Annotated in this window: 16 protein-coding genes; 8 read left to right on the top strand and 8 right to left on the bottom strand. The window is 44.5% G+C overall.

What is annotated here, in order from left to right; all coding sequences use genetic code 11:
• Window positions 1-261 precede the first annotated feature (261 nt).
• Window positions 262-1,485, top strand: coding sequence for a tryptophan synthase subunit beta (gene trpB, locus R7127_RS06930; protein WP_238852878.1), 1,224 nt, complete (start codon window positions 262-264; stop codon window positions 1,483-1,485).
• 131 nt (window positions 1,486-1,616) lie between these two features.
• Here trpB and R7127_RS06935 read toward each other — a convergent pair whose 3' ends face one another.
• The gene (locus R7127_RS06935; protein ID WP_005375642.1) at window positions 1,617-3,074 is read right to left on the bottom strand and encodes a DUF3360 domain-containing protein; all 1,458 of its coding nucleotides are present in this window, start codon (window positions 3,072-3,074) and stop codon (window positions 1,617-1,619) included.
• Window positions 3,075-3,492: 418 nt separating this feature from the next.
• Here R7127_RS06935 and R7127_RS06940 point away from each other — a divergent pair, with 418 nt between their 5' ends.
• Window positions 3,493-3,909, top strand: a complete 417-nt coding sequence (locus R7127_RS06940) for a VF530 family DNA-binding protein (protein ID WP_005375544.1) — start codon at window positions 3,493-3,495, stop codon at window positions 3,907-3,909.
• 151 nt (window positions 3,910-4,060) lie between these two features.
• On the opposite strand, the gene R7127_RS06945 is transcribed toward R7127_RS06940, so the two are convergent.
• The gene (locus R7127_RS06945; protein WP_005375545.1) at window positions 4,061-5,311 is read right to left on the bottom strand and encodes a DEAD/DEAH box helicase; all 1,251 of its coding nucleotides are present in this window, start codon (window positions 5,309-5,311) and stop codon (window positions 4,061-4,063) included.
• A gap of 576 nt (window positions 5,312-5,887) precedes the next feature.
• On the opposite strand from R7127_RS06945, the gene R7127_RS06950 reads away from it, so the two are divergent.
• Both R7127_RS06950 and yidZ read left to right on the top strand, forming a co-directional pair.
• The gene (locus R7127_RS06950; protein ID WP_053307823.1) at window positions 5,888-7,093 is read left to right on the top strand and encodes an MFS transporter; all 1,206 of its coding nucleotides are present in this window, start codon (window positions 5,888-5,890) and stop codon (window positions 7,091-7,093) included.
• Window positions 7,068-8,024 carry an HTH-type transcriptional regulator YidZ gene (gene yidZ / locus R7127_RS06955; protein ID WP_033907131.1) on the top strand — a complete coding sequence of 319 codons (957 nt, stop codon included), beginning with the start codon at window positions 7,068-7,070 and terminating at the stop codon, window positions 8,022-8,024. The genes R7127_RS06950 and yidZ overlap by 26 nt, the downstream gene beginning before the upstream one ends.
• Before the next feature lie 251 nt (window positions 8,025-8,275).
• Here the strand turns inward: yidZ and R7127_RS06960 are convergent, their stop codons facing one another.
• Together R7127_RS06960 and R7127_RS06965 are read right to left on the bottom strand one after the other, a co-directional pair.
• Entirely contained in the window at window positions 8,276-8,521 is a 246-nt protein-coding gene (locus R7127_RS06960) for a hypothetical protein (protein WP_017821096.1), read from the bottom strand.
• A gap of 40 nt (window positions 8,522-8,561) precedes the next feature.
• Entirely contained in the window at window positions 8,562-8,777 is a 216-nt protein-coding gene (locus R7127_RS06965) for a DUF3820 family protein (protein ID WP_005375557.1), read from the bottom strand.
• 143 nt (window positions 8,778-8,920) lie between these two features.
• Between R7127_RS06965 and R7127_RS06970 the strand changes: the two genes are divergently transcribed.
• Window positions 8,921-9,229, top strand: coding sequence for a cysteine-rich CWC family protein (locus R7127_RS06970; protein ID WP_171342533.1), 309 nt, complete (start codon window positions 8,921-8,923; stop codon window positions 9,227-9,229).
• A gap of 38 nt (window positions 9,230-9,267) precedes the next feature.
• On the opposite strand, the gene R7127_RS06975 is transcribed toward R7127_RS06970, so the two are convergent.
• Window positions 9,268-9,612, bottom strand: a complete 345-nt coding sequence (locus tag R7127_RS06975; protein ID WP_213872391.1) for a HopJ type III effector protein — start codon at window positions 9,610-9,612, stop codon at window positions 9,268-9,270.
• 199 nt (window positions 9,613-9,811) lie between these two features.
• Between R7127_RS06975 and R7127_RS06980 the strand changes: the two genes are divergently transcribed.
• Window positions 9,812-11,581 (top strand): choice-of-anchor I family protein, encoded by a 1,770-nt coding sequence (locus R7127_RS06980; RefSeq protein WP_213872390.1) that lies wholly within the window; start codon window positions 9,812-9,814, stop codon window positions 11,579-11,581.
• Window positions 11,582-11,652: 71 nt separating this feature from the next.
• On the opposite strand, the gene R7127_RS06985 is transcribed toward R7127_RS06980, so the two are convergent.
• Together R7127_RS06985 and phhA are read right to left on the bottom strand one after the other, a co-directional pair.
• On the bottom strand, window positions 11,653-11,991 hold the full coding sequence (locus R7127_RS06985; protein ID WP_005375563.1) for a 4a-hydroxytetrahydrobiopterin dehydratase: 339 nt from the start codon (window positions 11,989-11,991) through the stop codon (window positions 11,653-11,655).
• Window positions 11,981-12,775, bottom strand: a complete 795-nt coding sequence (gene phhA, locus R7127_RS06990) for a phenylalanine 4-monooxygenase (RefSeq protein WP_053350625.1) — start codon at window positions 12,773-12,775, stop codon at window positions 11,981-11,983. The genes R7127_RS06985 and phhA overlap by 11 nt, the downstream gene beginning before the upstream one ends.
• 222 nt (window positions 12,776-12,997) lie before the next feature.
• On the opposite strand from phhA, the gene R7127_RS06995 reads away from it, so the two are divergent.
• Complete coding sequence (locus tag R7127_RS06995) at window positions 12,998-14,965, top strand: acetoacetate--CoA ligase (protein ID WP_213872389.1); 1,968 nt, start codon at window positions 12,998-13,000, stop codon at window positions 14,963-14,965.
• Between the two features lie 155 nt (window positions 14,966-15,120).
• Here R7127_RS06995 and R7127_RS07000 read toward each other — a convergent pair whose 3' ends face one another.
• A complete protein-coding gene (locus R7127_RS07000; RefSeq protein ID WP_054728907.1) occupies window positions 15,121-15,696 on the bottom strand; it encodes a class I SAM-dependent DNA methyltransferase in 576 nt (191 codons plus the stop codon).
• Window positions 15,697-15,867: 171 nt separating this feature from the next.
• Here R7127_RS07000 and R7127_RS07005 point away from each other — a divergent pair, with 171 nt between their 5' ends.
• Window positions 15,868-16,746 carry a LysR family transcriptional regulator gene (locus tag R7127_RS07005; protein ID WP_115386719.1) on the top strand — a complete coding sequence of 293 codons (879 nt, stop codon included), beginning with the start codon at window positions 15,868-15,870 and terminating at the stop codon, window positions 16,744-16,746.
• The last annotated feature ends 114 nt before the right edge of the window (window positions 16,747-16,860 follow it).

A 16,860-nucleotide genomic window follows, 5' to 3' on the forward strand; every position in this document is an offset into this window, starting at 1 on the left:
GTTTCCAGACACCATCGCAGAGTGTATTTCCAGCACTCTGTTTGCCTCGAGAGGTTCTTATGACAGCCTAGGATCTCTCGAGGCTTTTTTGCACCTATTCAAACCACCTGATTCTACATCACAACTATTATCCCCTACACAAACTGTACTTTTTAACTAGTGCACTAGATCGCGAACTCTGATTTAAGCAACTGATCACACAACCACTTCTAAATTTTGGGTATAAAAGTATCAATACTTTCGTTAACTAGGATGTAAATAATGAAAAACTCGTTTGATCTCACTATGCCCAACGAAGAAGGATACTTTGGTGAATACGGTGGTAGCTTTGTTCCACCTGAGCTTGAACAAATCATGCATGACATCAACGCAGCTTATGAGGAATGCAGCAAAGATCCTGAATTTAAAGCGGAACTCGCTCGCCTATATAAGCACTTTGTTGGACGACCTAGCCCAACCTTCCATGCGGAAAACTTGTCTAAAAAATACGGAGCAGACATCTACCTAAAGCGCGAAGACTTAAACCATACAGGCGCACATAAAATTAACCACTGCTTAGGGGAAGCCATTCTCGCTAAAAAGATGGGTAAGAAGAAACTGATTGCTGAAACTGGCGCAGGGCAACACGGTGTTGCGCTTGCTACAGCCGCGGCATTGGTTGGCTTGAAATGCGATATTTACATGGGTGAAGTTGATATCGCCAAAGAGCATCCGAATGTCGTCCGCATGAGAATCCTTGGTGCTAATGTCATTCCTGCCACTCATGGGCGCAAGACTCTCAAAGAAGCGGTAGATTCTGCATTCGAAGCTTATCTGAAAGATCCTGATACACAACTTTATGCGATAGGCTCTGTCGTTGGCCCTCACCCATTCCCTAAAATGGTGAGAGATTTCCAATCAATTATCGGTAACGAAGCACGAGTTCAATTCAAAGAAATGACCGGCAAGTTACCCAATAATCTCGTCGCATGCGTTGGAGGTGGTTCTAACGCGATGGGGCTATTTACTGCTTTCTTAGAGGATGAACAAGTCGCCATTCACGGCGTTGAACCTGCGGGCCGCTCTTTGCAAAAGGTTGGCGAGCATGCTGCAACACTCACACTCGGTGAGCCAGGTATCATGCACGGATTTAAGTCTTACATGCTTAAAGATGCACAAGGTGAACCTCAGGAAGTGTACTCTGTAGCAAGTGGCTTGGATTACCCATCGGTTGGACCTCAGCATAGTTACTTAAAAGACATTGGCCGTGTCAATTACGGCTCAATCACCGATGACGAAGCGATTGATGCCTTCTTTGAGCTGTCTCGTGAAGAGGGAATAATCCCTGCTATTGAATCCTCACACGCTGTCGCTTACGCAATTAAACTCGCGCAGCAAGGAGAAACCGGCTCGATTTTGATCAACTTATCAGGCCGTGGTGACAAAGACATTGATTTTGTCGTTGAACACTACGGCGCAAAATACGGCATTGAATCACTCATATAGCCTAACTCCGTAGCCTAACCCTATATACAAAAAGCTACCTGGTACTAGGTAGCTTTTTGTTTTTGTCTACTATTTTAAGAAGCAAGTCCCTTTACTCACTGCTCTCACTATACCTTTAGAGCATAATTCGATTAACCGATAAGAGCTGGAATGCCTGGAAGCTGACCAACAATAGCAAGGGAGCCTGCACAAACGATAAACGCAGTGCCAGGAATCAGATATTTATCTTTGCGCGATAGTTCGTTAGCACGCTCATGGTCGCCGATAAGCCCGAGGTTATCCAACAGCATCGTGATTGCCCAACCGAAGACTGGATTAACGAATGCACAGGCAAAAATACAGATACCTGCACTGAGTGAATCTTTATGCTTATGGATCATCTGCATACCCGCTTCTAAAAGTGGTAAGAATACACCCACAATCAAAGCAACGCGCAGAACAGGTTCCCACATTGCTAGATCCATTGGGTAGCCAATTACCGCCGCCGCAATACACATGAAACCCGTCAACAGAGCGCCACCTGGAATAGGACGCTTGGCAATTGCGGCAGGAATCATGTACGTTCCCCAAGAAGAAGCTAGGTTTCCGCCCCCTAAGAGTGAACCAACCCCCTGACGAACAGATGCTCCGACCATCGTGTCGTCGACATCCATGAGTACACCTTTCGCTTCTTTTGGGTAGTTAAGTTCTTGAAACACACGATGGCCGAGATAATCAGGGGACCACATAGCGACTGCCAGTAGAGCAAATGGAGTCACGGCAATAAAGTGCTCTAGGGTTGGCCAGCCTAGCTGCCAGCCTGTATCTTCACCCCACCAGTAGAATGGACTGAAATTAGGCAGGCCCGGTTCTGTGGTAAAGGCAAACTCAGCGCCCATCAAATAAGCAACAATACCCGCGAGTGCAGAGCACAATGGGATAGCGAGCCAACGTTTATTGATCTTGGCTAAGTAAGCGTAAACCATAACGGTTAGGCCTATGACCACAAACGAAATGTAACCTTGGTCCGTACTTGCAGCCCACGCTTCCGTCTTATTAATTTGCCCGAGCAACCCAACGGCACCAAGGTAGATCAACAACCCTCCTCGAACCCCGATACCAGTCAGAGTCATGAGTTTAGAGCCACCTTTGGTTAAGGCGAGAATTAACCCAAAAACACATACCATCAAACCTAGCGCGAGAGGGTGCCCTCCTGCAGCTGCAATCATAGGAATCAGCGGTATCATTGGGCCATGGGTTCCCGCTAAGTTTGCATTCGGGTTTAGGATGGCAGAAAACAGGATGACGAACAGGGCTCCAGCGATAAGTAATTCGTAACGCACGTTTTCTGCAATGAATTCCGGAGATAAACCAAACTGAGCAGCAAAAGCGGAAACCATGGCAGTGACCATAACCACTTTACCAATGGTTGCTGCTAATGCCGGTACCCAGTCTTCGATTTCAATACTGTAATCACGTGAGGGCAAATGAATTCCCCAGCGACGGAAACTCATGACGGTTAAATCATGATTTAGAAAGTCTTCTCGGTTTTCAAATTCATGCGGTTTTTTGCGCACATCCCTGTAAAAAGTCTTACTTTTGTCAGACATTGAGTCATCCTTTTATGTTTCAACGTTGAACTACGTCAACTAGAGTTTCGCTTGGTAGACAGGCCTTCGACCAATACGAGACAACACCCACATCAAACTTCTAGGCCATACTAAGAAAGCGGCATGAACCAATTTTGATTTTGAGCTTATTAAGCATGTGTTGCTATGGGTAGGAATATTAGACATTAGTAAAAGAACAACAAAAATCTCACTTATTACACAATAATTTAACATCGAGCTGGGACGCTTGAACTTTTAAGAGTCATTTTTGAGCAGAGAGCCAAGTAGAGCGGCCAATTCCGATTTATACTTTCAAGGTAGAGAGCACTGTGCTCGCATCCATCGCAAAGTAACTATCGATATCTCTACATTGTATACTTTGTTAAACTCCGCCCTTTAATGAGTAAGGCCCTTAAAAATGATGACTGACGAAGAGAGAATCGAGCTGCAACAGAACAATCCACTGCACGGATTAAAGCTAGAGACTATGTTGCAAGAGTTAGTGGATTTTTACGGCTGGGACATTCTAGATACAGCAATGCGTTTTAATTGCTTTAACACTAAGCCTTCGATTGCAAGTAGCGTGAAGTATTTAAAGAAAACCGAATGGGCGAGAGAAAAATTAGAAAACTTTTACCTTTATCGCTTTAAGCGCATGCCACGCGCGAGCGAAGAAGAATACAACTTACCACCAAGAGCTCGTACCTTCCCTCATGGCCTTGAACCTAAAGAGCCAATGCCGCTAACCGTTGACTCTATTCTTAAGTCACAAGCCAAAGCAGCGTCTGCATTTAAAAAGCGTTCACCTCGCGGACGCCCTGCTCGTCGCCAATAACACTATCTTGAAAAGCAATAGAGCCCTACTGGTAGCTCCAGCAGGGCTCTATTGTTCTTTAAAGGAATGGCTAGAAGCGAAGACTCAAGCTAGTGAGCATTCCATTTCTCCAACAACTCCCGTAATTAAACTCACATGTAGTTTACGTTTTCTATTGATTACGCTTTTTCTTCTTTTTACCCGTACCTGCAGGCTTCGCTCGCGGCTTCATTGGTAAAAAGTAGGCTTCACTCTGATCGTCTTCCACTTCAAAACCGACTACCTGCTCGCGTTCAAGTTGAAACTTATTTTTCTTTTCTATCACTTTGAAATGGTGGTAGTCGTCGTAATCGATAAGAGATAACCCTAAACCTACTTCACCAGCACGACCACTACGACCGATTCGATGCATATAATCAGCAGGGCTACGCGGAAGATCGAAGTTAATCACCACTGGAAGTTTTTCTATATCAAGGCCGCGTGCTGCGATATCGGTGGCAATAAGAACTTGAATCTCGCCAGACTTAAAACCGTCAAGGACACGAGTACGAGCGCCCTGCCCTTTATCACCATGGAAAACTTCAGCGGTAATACCGCGTTTTGACAACTTTTGAGCTAAATGATTACAGGCATTCTTAGCATTCACAAAAATCAAAGTCTGTCGCCACTGATGCTGTTTGATTAAGTGCGCGAGTACCGCCGTCTTCTCACCTTTATTTACACTAAACACGCGCTGCACCAAAGTGCTGGCTTCTGCGCTCTGCAACTGAACTTCAACAGGGTCGCGGAGCAACTGCTGAGCCAGCGTCGTGACTTTATCAGGGAAAGTAGCAGAAAATAACAGCGTCTGTTTCTTCTCTGGTAGTAACGCAAGAATCTTATTCAGTTCTTCGGTAAATCCGAGGCTCAACATACGGTCGGCTTCGTCAAGAACAAGCGTTTTTACTTGGTCCAACTTAATCGCGTTACTGGATACCAGATCAAGTAATCGACCCGGCGTTGCAACAATGATGTCACAGCCACCACGAAGCGCCAGCATTTGTGGGTTCACCGATACACCACCAAATACGGCAACCGTTTTGATCTTATCTCTGAGATGGTATGAGTAAGATTTGACGTTATATGCCACCTGTGATGCCAACTCACGAGTTGGTACTAAAATCAGGTGGGAAACGAAGTTGCCACGGCGATTGTTTGATTCGTCTTGCTGAACAATTTTTTGCAAGATTGGCAGCGAAAAAGCAGCGGTTTTACCAGACCCCGTATTGGCACCACCAATAATATCTTTCCCTTCAAGGATATCAGGAATAGAACGGGATTGAATGGGCGTCGGTTGGCTGTATTCCAACGCTTCTAATCGCTCGACTAATGTTGGAATCAGGCCAAGATCGGCAAATGTCGCTTGCTGTGTTTTATCTGTCATTACAATGAGTGGCTCAGTGCTAGTAAAGGCCGTGTATCTTATGCTATTTCGCGTCTGGATGTTAGAGATAATGGCCCAAACAGAAGATTGGTGAAAGAAGCACTATAGGGTTCAGGAACTTCCTTTCACTAACATGAGTTAATGGTTTCGATAACCAATACTCTACGACCAAGATGGTAAAGCTCACGACAAGCAAAGTGAAAAGGAGTCAGGCATTCTGACTCCTGTAAAACAAAACACATTGTATTTTGGGGAAAGAGATTACAAAGGCAGGCCACACCCGAATCAAAGGCTTAACCACACTATTTAAGCTCTGCGGTTTTGAGAGCTTAATATAGCTTGAGAAAACTCCAGGTCACTAATGTCCATCGTTGTCTATTTAACTAATGTAGTGGACTCGGTTGTATAGATTACTTTCTCCCAATACCACGGTTCTTCTTAGGGCAAATTTGACTGCTATAGCCACAATCGTTACTGATGTCGTATATGGAAATACCTGTTGTCAGAAAGGTAACGCGCCAAGATGAGTAATGTTGCATATCATCCTCGTAAGCCCAATTCCTTCACGAGGTAGTAATGGAAAAAATTAATTTATCCCGATATCTGATATGTAGCTTCGCCTTTGTGTTGCTTTATCCTACGGCAATAGATCTCTACTTGGTTGCTTTACCACAAATCGCCCATGACCTGTCTGCCAGCGAATCACAACTTCATATTGCTTTTTCTATTTACCTCGCTGGTCTAGCATCGACTATGGTTTTTGTTGGGCGAACTGCTGATTGTTTAGGACGCAAACCTGTTGCCATTTGCGGTGCAGTGATTTTTACCCTTGCATCAATGTTCGCGGGCTCTGCTGAGACCAGTAATAGCTTCCTAATAATGCGCTTTTTCCAAGGCGTAGGTGCCGCATGTTGCTATGTAGTGGCCTTTGCCATTTTGCGTGACACTCTAGGGGACCCAGAGCGAGCTAAGGTTCTATCGATGCTTAATGGAATTATCTGCTCTATTCCAGTACTTGCCCCCGTGATCGGCAATCTGATTATGATCAAGTTTCCGTGGCCCGTGTTATTCACTGCCATGGCGATAATGGGTGTTGTGATAGGTTTAATTGCTTGCTTTGTCTTGAAAGAAACCTTGCCTAAAACCAAGCGCACAACTTTAAAGGTGAGTGAAGCTTCGAACGAATCACTATCTAACCGCTTTTTCATATCGCGCGTTATTTATACATCTTTAGGCGTCACAGCTATTCTCTCTTATGTAAATACGTCACCAATGATAATAATGGATTCAATTGGTTTTACTCGAGGCGAATATTCAACAACGATGGCACTACTCGCGATGGTAGGTATGACGACATCGTTTTCAGTTCCATTTGCTCTTTCTTGCTTCAAACAAACCACATTGATGTTCGCTGCACAAATGACCAATTTTCTGTCGGCTATCGTTATTCTCGCGGCTCACTTGAATAGCGATAGTCCGACACTTTATATGGTAGGATTCACTCTGCTCAGCATGAGTTTTCCAATGGGGTTTGGTGTGGCGATGAGCCAAGCGTTAAGCCAGTTCTCACGCAAAGCTGGACTTGCAAGCTCTATGCTTGGCATAGGTCAGGTTTCTTGGTCTGCACTTTACATTTGGTTGATGGCGACGCTAGGTGTGTCGGCCGTGATGATGTTAATGATAGCGTTGGTTGCTAGTGGCGTTATTGGACTCTCCGTAATATTATTATTTCCAAATCATAACGTTAGTGAGCCTCATGAAGAAATCTCTTGCCCGACTTGATCTTAATTTACTGCTCACTCTGCAACTGCTACTGCAAGAGCAGAGTGTTACTAAAACGGCGAAAAAACTTAATGTAACTCCCTCAACCGTGAGTAAGTCTCTAGGCAAACTACGCGCTTGGTTTGATGACCCGCTTTTTGTGAATACGCCGCAAGGCCTAAAACCAACAAATCTCGCGACAAACGTGCAAGTGCTTTTGTCAGACTGGATGCAGATCGGTAACCAGATTGTTTCACTCAGAGGTGATGATGTTCCAAGCGGAGTTAAATTTCATCTTGGAGTAGAGTCGCCATTGTCACTCATCATGGTCGACGAACTGACCAAACGAATCCATGACTTTTACCCAGACTCAACGGTAAAGTACCATAACTGGGATGAGGACTCATTAGATGCCATCACTAGCGGTGAAGTGGATATTGGTTTTACTGGCCGCGAAAGCCATCCTCGCTCCAAAGAGTCGTTAGAACTGCTACCGTATTTCATTAACTTCGAAGTGTTGTTCTCAGATTTACCTATGGTGTATGTCCGCAAAGATCATCCTGCGCTCAAGCAAGAGTGGAATTTGGATACTTTCTTAAGCTATGCCCATATCAATGTAGCATGGGAGAAAAATGACAGTTGGGTGTTGGATGAGATCTTGGCTGAGCAGGGACACACTCGAAACGTTAGCCTAACGATGGCGAGTTTCGAGCAAGCTTTATTTGTTGCAGAAAAGCCCGACCATCAAATGTTAACCACAGCACCAAAATATTGTCAGCGATACTGCGAACAGCTTCACCCCAACTTAATAGCGTTGCCTATCCCCGTTGCTGAAGATTATCAGCACAAGCTACTGATTCCATTTACTATGATTTGGCACAAGCGCAATAACCAGAACCCTAAAATCGTGTGGTTGAGGGAGACGATAAAGAGCCTGTATGGCACAAGTTGAACAGTTAATGTTTAAGTACATTTAAAGTAAAGGAATAGACATTCTCCCCCTTTATGTTGTCAATAAGCGTAGGAGTGTGATCTTGCCTTCTATTAGATTAAATACTTGAAAATCTTGAACTCTATTATCCACTTCGAAATTGATTTCAGCTCATTTGGGGACAAAAAAGAGTCAGCCTAACGGTCTGGCTCTTTTGAATGAAAAAATAGTCTGGTGGGAGAACTTGTAAGGCTGTGGCAGGTTACACTCACTTACTCCTTAGGCAGGTGACCAGTTTCCTTCGCAAGCTTTTGCATCGCCTCGGCAAACGTTGTTGTCCCGCCTTTAGCTTTAACCTGTATTACCTTATATCCCAACTTTTCCAACGCTTGGCGCTCTGCCAAAACAGCTTTGTCATCTTGCTGGCTACCTTGAGCTGGCTGATGAATGTAACATCCCTCTAATTTACCATCTTCGACCAATTGGTGGTGTTTCAGTGCATCGATATCAAAATTCATAATAAGTCTTTTCATCAAGAGTGGGCGTTTCTGTAGCTAATTACATGCGCTTCAAAGGCTTCACGACACTATCTAAGCCTTCAATTTTGAGCGCTAAACATAGCTTGAGCAAATCCCCTAGCTCGCCGCTTGGCCAGCCCTTTTTATCAAACCACAGTAAGTATTCTTCAGGCAGGTCGATTAACACTCGCCCTGCATATTTCCCAAATGGCATTTGCATTCTAGCGAGTTTAATGAGGTTTTCTTTTTCTAACATAAGTGACAGAGAGTTAAGGTAACTCGCCCAAGGGTAACACTGGTTCTCCCTCCTCACCAGCAAATCGCAGTCACGTTTATTTTGGCGGCCTTGACTCGCTTTGTGCTAGAGTACGCGGCATAAAAAATGAGAACGAGAAAGCAATGAAGTCACCTTGTCGAGCAGCATGTAAAAATAACGCCGGAATATGCTCTGGTTGTCACCGGACGATGGATGAAATCATCCAATGGAAAGACAAAACCGATCTCCAACGAGATGTGATTATCGAACAAATCGCAGGAGAAGATTCAACGCACAGTTGTCCTGAGTGCGGGACTCAAGCCCATTGTGATATCGCCGCAGGCAAAGAGACATGCTGGTGCTTTACTATTGAAACCCGTGATTTACCCAAGCCAAGCGCCAACCAACTGTGTTTGTGCCGAAAATGTCTAGAAAAAAAGCCAGTCGCGTAATACGACTGGCTTACTGATCATCGTTTTCTGACTGGTGTTTATTTAGCGGTTAAAGCGGACGCTTCAAACTTAATGCCTTCCCACCCTGTCACCATAAAATTACGAATATTCTGGTGATCGCTGTTCTCTGGATGCTGCAATACATCTTCACGATAAAAACGGCCAAAGCAGGCTAGCGTCGCTTCTTTGTCTAGGTTGTTTAGCAAACCGAAAGCGAAGATCTTACACGAACCGTTGTTCTCGCCTGCATTGTTTTGTGTCCCACCATTTACAAAAGCGGTTGGCTCAAACGTATAGTTATCTTCGATCACCGCCATCGTTGCTTCAAATTCGACCTGCTCTGGTGACGCTGCCAATAAATCTAAAAACGATTTTAATTCCATTATTCCTCTATCCCTACTTCATCATATTGATGACACATTAGTTTCATAAAAAGCCAATATAAGAGTCATCAATCATACATATATTCAGAGCCTTACCAAATCAAACGTCATTCAGCGCTCTATCATTCCAGTTGCGGAAATGGACAGCAGCATAAAACCCGTGCTGATTGACAACCTATCGGATTGATAAGGAGATATCATGATCACCCCTTTAAAGGCAATCGGTGTACTCGCATTGTCATCACTTGCCATCGCGTGTTCATCACAACCCGAAGATACCGTGGCTTCATTCGCTACACAATGCAAACCTACCACTGCCCCCGTTACTGGGGAAACGTCAATTCAAGGTTTAACGTTTATCGGAACATCCGTTGCTGATGCTCCATTCGACACATCGGCAGCTGAAATCGTCAGTTATGACGCTTGTACGGATAAGCTCTATGTGGTTAATGCTCAAGCAAAACGTGTCGATGTAATGTCTATGGATGACAACGGCGTACCAACGCAAAGCGCATTCATCGATCTCAACAGCGCTGGCGAAGCAGCGGGCATTGAAATTGGCGCAGCAAACAGTGTCGCTGTATTCAATGGTTTGGTAGCAGTTGCGATTGAAAACAGTAATAAACAAGCGAATGGTATTGTTGGCTTGTACCGCTCCGACGATTTGTCATTAGTCATGACGTTTCCAACAGGCGCATTGCCAGACATGGTTGGCTTCTCAAAAGATGGCCGATACATCGCAACCGCTAATGAAGGAGAACCAAACAGCGATTACAGCATTGACCCTGAAGGTAGTATCACTTTGATCGATCTGAGCCTTGGTGTTACTCAAGCAGAAGTGACACAAATTGGCTTTAACGAATTTGATGGTTCACGAAAAGCAGAGCTCCCAATGAATGTGCGTATTTCGGGGCCAAACGCCACCATCGCACAAGATCTAGAGCCGGAATACCTCACTTTTGCAGATAACGGTAAAATCTATGTCGCGCTACAAGAAAATAGCGCCATGGCAATCGTCAATCCAGAGAGCAAATCGGTAGAAAAAATTGTTGGCTTAGGTGAGAAGTCTTGGTCGGGCGCTAAACTCGATGCATCCAACAAAGACAAAATCATTGGGAACTTGAAAAGCTACCCACAACTGGTTGGCTTATTTATGCCTGACACTATCGACAGCTACTCAGTGAATGGGAGTACTTACATCGTATCTGCAAATGAAGGCGACGGGCGTGAGTACGGATTCACAACCACTCAAGAACTGTGCGACAAAGCTGGCTTTATGTGGGATGAAGACGATTACCTTGGTACAGATGAATACACATCTGAGCAAGGGAGCTGTTTAAGCCATATTGATGAAGTGCGCGGTAAGAAGCTGAAAGTAGCAGCAGAACACCCATTGGCAGAGGCACTAAAAGACAACAAACAACTCGCGCGTTTAAAAGTGATTAAGCCGGAACAAACGCTTTCTGCACAAGAGAATGTTCAATCATTTGGCGCGCGTTCATTCTCGATTTGGGATGAAAACGGCAAGTTGGTCTTCGATAGTGGTGACGATTTCGCGACTATCGCGCTGCTGAATGAAGGCAAGAACTTCAACAGCACCAACGATAACAATAATAGTGGCGATGACCGAAGTGATGATAAAGGTATTGAGCCAGAGGCGATTGAAGTAGCACAAATCAATGGTCGTCATTACGCGTTCATCGGCTTGGAGCGTCAAGGCGGCATCATGATTTATGACATCACAGACCCGAAACAAGCGCAGTTCCTGCATTACGTAAACCGTCGTGATTACAGCCAACCAGTTTGTACAGAAGTCGAAGATGGCGAATGCATGAACGACACATACAATCCAAAAGCAGGCGATTTAGGTCCAGAATCCATTAATTACTTTACCCGTAATGGTGGTCATTTTATCGCCGTTGGCAATGAGGTATCGGGCACGACATCCGTCTTCCGAATCAATCTATAAAGTAATGTAAAAGTCATTTAGAACCAAAACGCCCGACGTAAGCCGGGCGTTTTTTTGTATGAGGTAATGTCCTACTCTGCCGATGCTAGCGCGTCACACTTTGATGCGCAGATAAAATCGTTTTTATGCAGACCTTTGATAGAGTGACTCCACCACGTTACGGTAACCTTACCCCATTCCAACAAAATAGAAGGATGGTGGAACTCATCTTCTGCCAGTTCCGCGATTTTGTTACTGAAAGCCCATGCTTGTTTGAAGTTCTTAAATTTATACACCTTTTCTAGTTGAGGTATATCTTCTCTTTCAATGATCTGCCAATCAGACAATTGCAGAAGCAGAGACTGTTGCTCTTCTTTGCTTAGTGCAATGGCATCGATACTACAAGCTTCGCATTTTTGTTCATTCAACATGAGCAGGTTCCTTTGGTTCAAAAAGTGGAGGAAGCAGTCCAGCTTCAATCGCTAGATCGGCTTGTTTCAATAAATTTAACTGACTGATTTTAAAAAGTTGAGAAAAGTCGTCAATCACGTAGTACTTCGGTTGCATGATGTCGATACGATAAGGCGTTCTCAGCACTGTTTGTAATTCAAATGGGTCGCGAATTGCTACATCACTCTCTAATGCGTAGAGGGTTTCGCCAGGAGATGAAAGAATACCACCACCGTAAATTTTGGTTTTGTCCCCTTCTTTCACCAAGCCAAACTCTACGGTAAACCAGTAGAGGCGAGCGAGATAGGCTCTTTGTTTTGGGGTAGCGGCTTGCCCTAGTTGACCATAATGCTCGGTAAATGCAGCAAAGTCTGGGTTGGTTAACATCGCGCAATGACCAAATATTTCGTGGAAGAAATCTGGCTCCTGTAAGTAATCGAACTCATCTCTTGTACGCAAGAATGTGGCGACTGGAAAGCGCTTATTACCGAGTAGATTAAAAAATCGGTCGAAATCAATAAGTGCGGGAACGGGCTCCACTTGCCAACCTGTTGTCTCCATCAAGACACGATTAATTTCTGGTAACTGAGGAACGCGGTCTTGAGGTAAATCAAGCAGCGTCAAACCGTGTAAATAAGCCTCACAAGCTCTGTTTTGGATCACACCCATTTGTCGTGTTACCAAATCTCGCCAAATGGCGTCTTCTTCACGGCTCCATTCAACCCTGCCTTCCTGGTTTACGGGTTTAGAACGATACTGGGTCATGGCTCATCTCCATTAACAAATCCTTTACATTAAGCCTATCTGTAGTCTTAAGAGCTTCCAATCCCTGCGCGATTTTCTCAGCATCATGCCGATGTAACATATTGTTTACAACTCATCGTAACTGCATGATTTTTATGACACGATATAATATCTGGCTTGTTTGACTTTATCGTGTATTCCTCTCAAACTAAAACCTGTTATCACTTTGTTATAGAGGGACCTATGCGCGAGAGCAGCAAAGTATGGCAACCGAGCGAAAGTCGTATCGAAGAAGCCAACATTACACAGTTTATTGAACACATTAATCGACAAGGAAATACCCTTGAAAGCTTCGCTGATCTGCATCAATGGTCACTCGATCATGTAGAAAAATTTTGGCAGGAAGTTTGGCTATTCTGCGACGTCATTGGCACTCAGGGAGAGACCATAAAAGAGCGAGCAGAAAGTCGCTGGCAGCAACCTGTTGAAAATAGGGATATAAAATGGTTCCCAAACGCGCAAATTAACTACGCCGAAAATTTGTTAACCTACGCGTGTCACCAACCCGATGATCTCGCGATTTGGTTTGAAAATGAACGTGAAGAAAAACAGACCTACACCTGGAAACAATTGTGCGAAGAAGTTTCGAGTGTGCAGCAATGGTTGAAAGAATGTGGAATTAAGCAAGGTGATGTCGTCGCTGGGTATTTACCTCACCTACCTCAAACGGTGGTAGTCATGCTAGCAACCAGTAGTTTGGGGGCGATCTGGACTTCCACCTCACCTGATTTTGGCGTCGAAAGCGTTTTGGAACGCTTTGGTCAAGTGAAACCCAAAATCCTGTTTACTTGTGATGGCTATACATTCAATGGCAAAACTTTCGATATGTCTGAGAAAAACCAGCATATTGCGGATCATCTTGATGGTCTTAAACAAGTTTGCCAAATTAGCTACCTTAAACCACACATTTTTGAATGCGATGTCTGCACCCAAGATTGGCAAAACGTCCTGAATCAATACACACCCGAAGCGCTGACTTTTACTCGTGTGAATTTTAACGATCCGCTATTTGTGCTCTATTCTTCAGGCACAACAGGCAAACCGAAATGCATCGTCCATTCCGTCGGCGGAACGGTGCTTAATCACTTGAAAGAGCATCAACTGCATTGCGATATTCAACCGAACGACCGAGTGTTTTACTACACAACCTGCGGCTGGATGATGTGGAACTGGCACGTTTCTTCACTCGCGAGCGGTGCATGTTTGGTGATTTTTGATGGTAGCCCTGTTTACCCTACTCATAATGTGCTCTGGGACCTCGCAGAACAAGCCGAAGTGACGCTATTTGGAACCTCAGCAAAATACCTAGAGGCGCTGGAAAAAGCATCTTTTTCTCCGCAGAAAAGTGATGCATTTCCAAGTCTGAAAACCATTTGCTCAACGGGCTCTGTTCTGTATCCAGAACAGTTTGATTATGTCTATCAGCACATTAAAGAAGATGTACACCTCGCCTCGATTTCTGGCGGAACAGACATTTGTGGCTGCTTTGTATTAGGCAACCCTATTTCTCCCGTTTATCGGGGAGAGTGCCAATCAGCAGGGTTAGGGGTCGATGTCCGAGTCTTTAACCCACAAGGTAATAGCGTAATGGGAGAGCGCGGTGAGTTGGTTTGCGCCAATTCATTACCCAACTTCCCTGCTGGCTTTTGGAACGACACCGGTGAGAGATATCATCGCGCTTATTGGGATAAATTCGACAATATTTGGCACCACGGCGATGATGTTGAACAGACCAGCGTTGGGGGATACGTGTTTTATGGTCGAAGTGATACCACGTTGAATCCCGGTGGCGTAAGAATCGGCACGGCCGAAATCTATCAGCAAGTGAACTGTATAGACGGTATTCTAGATTCGATCGCAGTAGGAAAAGAAGTCGATCGCAACGAACAAATATGGCTGTTTGTCCAATTAGTCAAAGGGGTAGAGCTCAATGACGAGATGATCGCTTCCATCAAAGCACAGCTAAAGTCTGCATGTTCTCCAAGGCATGTACCTAGTGCGATTTACGCAATAAGCGATATACCTAAGACACGCTCAGGAAAGCTGGTCGAGTTAGCCGTTAAGCAAGTCGTTAACAACCGAAACGTCGAAAATTTAGGCGCAATAGCCAACCCTGAAGTGCTGGAGGAGATACGCAGGATAATCGTCTAAAAATTACCTCCGAAGACTTAGTTGTTCGAGTATATCCTTGCCTGCACCACGACGACTTGTTTAGAGCAAGTGAAGTTACACATACCCTCAGCAGATAAGAAAAAAGCGAGCTTGTTAGCTCGCTTTTGTCAATTTTTGTTCTTTATTCAGCGGTATTAGCGACGACCAAGCCCCATTAATACCGACATTGTTTTACCATCAGATGTAATGTCAAAAACGTGTCGCGATTCAACTTCAGTAAAACCCGCTTCTTTCAGTGCACGCTCAGACTTCGCAAGGGTAAAACCGTCTTGTTCACATTCTGCAATCCAATCAAAATGAACAAAATAGCCGCCGTGGTTAAGTAGAGAATGCGAGATCGTTAATGACGCGTCTAAGTCTTCCACGAACGCTAAAACTGATGATGCAACCACCAAGTCGAACTGTCCACGAAACGCAGGGTGCTGAGCGACCAAGCCGCGAGATAATGCATCTACCACAGGTTCTACATTGACGAGCTCTTTTTTATCGAGTTCCTCAATCATGGCTTCCGATGCGTCTAATGCTACGATGTCTTTAACCATCGGTGACAATCGTTGACTTAACTGCCCTGTTCCGCATCCAAAATCTAGTACTTTAATGCCATCAAGCTGAGTTAGCTGTTGTAACTGCTCAAACACCGACTGCGCAAATTGCTCTGTTGCTGGATTTGATTCCCAGTTTTTTGCTAAGCCGTCCCAATCTTGTGCCATCGTGGCCTCCATGTTCACTTTTTGTAACCCACATAGATTACCGCAAAACCGTTAAAAGACCATAGACTTATCTAGCGGATTCGCGTTTTTTTCGATAATCTTTCATGGCTTTGGGAGCGCATCTGCATAATACCCAAATTATTTGAATTCATTTATTGGTTGTGTCAAATCATGAACTTAACTCAAGTAGAAGCCTTCTGCACCATCGCTGAGTGTGGTTCTGTTTCTGAAGCGGCAAGGCAACTCGACTGCAATCGTACCAAACTCAGTATGTCGATTAAGGCATTAGAGAAAGATCTCGACGTTGAATTGTTTAACCGAACTGGCAACCAGCTCACCCTCTCTGAAGCTGGGAAAGCCATTTACAAAGATTGCGAACACCTACTTATCATCGCACAACGGGTCAGAAAGACCTGCGCTCAAATCTCGGAAGGGTTTAACGCGGAAGTTTGGGTAGCACGTGACGACTCCTTACCTGATGATCTCTGGCAAGAATTATCTCATACATTGAATAACCGCTTTCCTTCAACAACCTTCAACTTAATCTTGGCATCCAGTGGCGACTTAGCCAACTTGGTCAGTACCCACCAAGTAGATTTTGCTTTCGGCGTTGATTATGAGCGAGTAGACGATCCTCGTATCGTATATAACCCATTAGGCAAGATACGTATGATGTCAGTATGCAGTGTAGCACACCGCCTAAGTAAGATGCGCCGTGTCTCAGACGAAGATCTACGTAGTCAAATGCAAGCATTAATGGTGTACCTAAATGAGAAAGACAACCCTGAACTGCAACCTTTCTCGACTCGATATATTGGTTTTTCGAGTTTTGACTACATGCTGAACACCATCTTAGAAGAAGACGCTTGGGGCGTGCTTCCAGAACCATTAATCCGCCATTACCTTCGTCAGCAGAAGCTCGCCGTTATCAAACACACATACGGATTGACGCAAGAAGACTACTGTATGTTTTCACCTAACGGCCATGCTGAGCATCCTGCAATGACGTGGTTAGCAGATAAATTGAGCGAGTATTTATTTGACTTCTAAACATTTTATCAGTGAGCGTCAATTTTACTGACACCAAAAAGCCACAGTAAGTCGTTGTTTTATAAGAACATAAATAAAAGCGCAATTTTTTAGATTAGTTACTGGTCACTTTGT

This window comes from Vibrio sp. 1159 (genome assembly GCF_033340395.1).
Lineage (GTDB): Bacteria > Pseudomonadota > Gammaproteobacteria > Enterobacterales > Vibrionaceae > Vibrio > Vibrio alginolyticus.

Excerpts from the sequence above, each read along its gene's own strand:
- R7127_RS06940 (WP_005375544.1), top strand. The coding sequence starts at position 3,493 with ATGATGACTGACGAAGAGAGAATCGAGCTGCAACAGAACAATCCACTG.
- R7127_RS06950 (WP_053307823.1), top strand. The coding sequence starts at position 5,888 with ATGGAAAAAATTAATTTATCCCGATATCTGATATGTAGCTTCGCCTTT.
- R7127_RS06935 (WP_005375642.1), bottom strand. The coding sequence starts at position 3,074 with ATGTCTGACAAAAGTAAGACTTTTTACAGGGATGTGCGCAAAAAACCG.
- R7127_RS06995 (WP_213872389.1), top strand. The coding sequence starts at position 12,998 with ATGCGCGAGAGCAGCAAAGTATGGCAACCGAGCGAAAGTCGTATCGAA.
- R7127_RS07005 (WP_115386719.1), top strand. The coding sequence starts at position 15,868 with ATGAACTTAACTCAAGTAGAAGCCTTCTGCACCATCGCTGAGTGTGGT.
- R7127_RS06965 (WP_005375557.1), bottom strand. The coding sequence starts at position 8,777 with ATGTTAGAAAAAGAAAACCTCATTAAACTCGCTAGAATGCAAATGCCA.
- yidZ (WP_033907131.1), top strand. The coding sequence starts at position 7,068 with ATGAAGAAATCTCTTGCCCGACTTGATCTTAATTTACTGCTCACTCTG.
- R7127_RS06985 (WP_005375563.1), bottom strand. The coding sequence starts at position 11,991 with ATGTTGAATGAACAAAAATGCGAAGCTTGTAGTATCGATGCCATTGCA.
- R7127_RS06980 (WP_213872390.1), top strand. The coding sequence starts at position 9,812 with ATGATCACCCCTTTAAAGGCAATCGGTGTACTCGCATTGTCATCACTT.
- R7127_RS06945 (WP_005375545.1), bottom strand. The coding sequence starts at position 5,311 with ATGACAGATAAAACACAGCAAGCGACATTTGCCGATCTTGGCCTGATT.
- R7127_RS06975 (WP_213872391.1), bottom strand. The coding sequence starts at position 9,612 with ATGGAATTAAAATCGTTTTTAGATTTATTGGCAGCGTCACCAGAGCAG.
- trpB (WP_238852878.1), top strand. The coding sequence starts at position 262 with ATGAAAAACTCGTTTGATCTCACTATGCCCAACGAAGAAGGATACTTT.
- phhA (WP_053350625.1), bottom strand. The coding sequence starts at position 12,775 with ATGACCCAGTATCGTTCTAAACCCGTAAACCAGGAAGGCAGGGTTGAA.
- R7127_RS06960 (WP_017821096.1), bottom strand. The coding sequence starts at position 8,521 with ATGAATTTTGATATCGATGCACTGAAACACCACCAATTGGTCGAAGAT.
- R7127_RS06970 (WP_171342533.1), top strand. The coding sequence starts at position 8,921 with ATGAAGTCACCTTGTCGAGCAGCATGTAAAAATAACGCCGGAATATGC.
- R7127_RS07000 (WP_054728907.1), bottom strand. The coding sequence starts at position 15,696 with ATGGCACAAGATTGGGACGGCTTAGCAAAAAACTGGGAATCAAATCCA.